Origin of the sequence: uncultured Campylobacter sp. (assembly GCF_938017615.1) — a bacterium.
GTDB lineage: Bacteria > Campylobacterota > Campylobacteria > Campylobacterales > Campylobacteraceae > Campylobacter_B.
This window is the reverse complement of record NZ_CALIJA010000184.1, coordinates 1-1,565: the sequence shown is the minus strand read 5'-3', so window position 1 is coordinate 1,565 and position 1,565 is coordinate 1. Positions and strand designations below refer to the sequence as shown.

Here is a 1,565-nt window from a genome sequence, read left to right as displayed (position 1 = left end):
TCCGGTTGCGGGCAAAATTCTACGGATGCGGCAAGATGCGGCGCGGCGCAAAATTTCGTAAATTTAGCGCAAAAGAGCGAGTCTAAATTTAAAAAGGCGGATAGCGAGGCGGCGAAATTGAAAGCGGGCGGGGCGGAATTTAAGAGTACAGATAACGAGGCGATAAAATTTAAAACGAGTGCGGCGGGTAAAAACGCGAATAAAAATAATCAAAACGCCGCAGCGGACATAAACGGAAAAAACGAAAACTGCGAAAACGCAAACGGCGAAGACGCAAACGGCGAAGACGAAAACGGCGAAAACGAAGCGGCAGGCTTTATCGCAGCTCGGCTCGGCGGATTTTTTGCGTTTATGCTTGAGATTTGCGATGATGCCGATAAAATCTCGCACGCAGCGCCGCTGGCGAGCTTTTCGGATATGCTTGCGGAAAAATATCTGTGGCCGCAGAGCGACGAGGACGACGAAGAGCGCTGGGAGGAGCATTTTTACGACGATGAGCTATTTTACAGCCTCTATTTTTATTCGCGAGCGGTTTTGGACGCGACGGGAGTGGACTTTGCGCAGTTTAAGTCTAAGCCGGGTGGCGTTTAAGGCTGCGCCATCTCGCCCCTTGGCTCTAAATTTAGGGCGACGGGGCGCGCTTTGGCGATGCTTTGTTTAAATTTAGACTTCAAAATTTTAAAATTTCGCCCAAAAGTCGCGGCAGACAGAATTTGCAGATCGTCTGTTTAAATTTAAAATTAGCTCGATTTTTGATCGGCGGTATGGTTAAGGCGCCAGTATCGCTTTTAAATTTAGATCGCCGCGAAGCTTCAAACACGCTTGCGGCGCGGCTTTTTATGTGGTTTTAAAAAGATACCAATTCGGCGCAATTTTTTCTATCATTATAAACTCGCTAGGGCTGATTTGCGGCAGGTCTGCCTCATCTTTCACCCGCAAAAAGCCCACGGAGTTATCGGTGACCCCGCCGATGAGCAGCATAAATCTTTTGCCGCTCGTCTCGGCGTAAGAGAGATGGAAGCTTTTGATCTCCGCCTTTGCGCGCTCGGGCTCGCCGCCTGCGTAAAGCTCGTAAATCTTTTCAAATGCCGCTAGGTTTTGTTTCCCAAACTCCATAAGCTCTTTATCGGGCGCTAAGATTAGCTTTAAATTTACGATGTCTGCATCGGTTTTTTGCTCAAATTCGCGTTTTTGCGCCTCGCTAAATTTTTCATATTCGCTTACGATAGCCTCAATAATAGCGGTTTGCGCCAAAACTCGCACGGCGTAGATTCCGTCCTCCTTAGTATAGACGTAAAGATCGAAGTGCTTCTCTTTAGAGCTCAAAAATACGTGAAAAATCTCGCTAAATTCGTCGCTGCGTCCAAGCGGAGCAACCGTGATTTCGCTATAGTTATCCGCCGCGTAGAATTTGCGCTTTAAATAGCTTCTCATCTCGCCTTTGAAATAAAGATTTTTATCGAAGTTTGCGTCGCTAAACAGCGAGCGGACAAGCTCTTCATTGGGGCTCGCGTTTAGGTTTAACGCACAGCTTGCGCAAAGTATTAGCGAAGCAAAAATTTTTG

General features: G+C 47.3%; 2 protein-coding genes and 1 pseudogene. 2 read left to right on the top strand and 1 reads right to left on the bottom strand.

Annotated features, from left to right (window positions below; all coding sequences use genetic code 11):
- A pseudogene (locus Q0620_RS09465) lies at positions 1–591 on the top strand (hypothetical protein); the annotation flags it as partial.
- Between the two features lie 62 nt (positions 592–653).
- Positions 654–851: a hypothetical protein gene (locus tag Q0620_RS09460; protein ID WP_298784754.1), complete on the top strand. Its 198-nt coding sequence runs from the start codon at positions 654–656 to the stop codon at positions 849–851.
- Here the strand turns inward: Q0620_RS09460 and Q0620_RS09455 are convergent.
- Positions 838–1,565 (bottom strand): hypothetical protein (locus Q0620_RS09455; protein ID WP_298784752.1); only part of this gene is annotated, 728 nt, incomplete at its 5' end. The genes Q0620_RS09460 and Q0620_RS09455 overlap by 14 nt on opposite strands.